General features: G+C 44.8%; 1 rRNA gene. It reads right to left on the reverse strand.

Features of this window, described 5'->3' with window-relative positions:
• Positions 1-287, reverse strand: a 16S ribosomal RNA gene (locus tag DBZ45_RS22775); the annotation flags it as partial.
• Positions 288-473: the final 186 nt, after the last annotated feature.

Raw genomic sequence — 473 nt, forward strand, 5'->3', positions numbered from 1 at the left:
AAGACTTTGATTTCTCATAAGGTGCTGAGCGAGTCATCATTGAACATCGCCCAATCCCTAGTCGGCATAGTTTATGGTTAAGACTACGACGGTATCTGATCGTCTTCGATCCCCTAACTTTCGTTCCCTGATTAATGAAAACATCCTTGGCAAATGCTTTCGCAGTAGTTAGTCTTCAATCGATCCAAGAATTTCACCTCTGACGATTGAATACTGATGCCCCCGACTATCCCTATTAATCATTACGATGGTCCTAGAAACCAACAAAATAGAACCACACGTCCTATTCTATTATTCCATGCTAATGTATTCGAGCTAATGCCTGCTTTGAACACTCTAATTTTTTCAAAGTAAAAGTCCTGGTTCCCCAACACACCCAGTAAAGGGCATGCGGATTGCCAGAAGGAAAGACCCAGCCACACCAGTGCATGCGGTGAGGCAGACCGGCAGGCCGAGTCCAAGGTTCAACTACG

This window comes from Arthrobacter globiformis, from assembly GCF_003261175.1.
GTDB classification, from domain to species: domain Bacteria; phylum Actinomycetota; class Actinomycetes; order Actinomycetales; family Micrococcaceae; genus Arthrobacter; species Arthrobacter globiformis_A.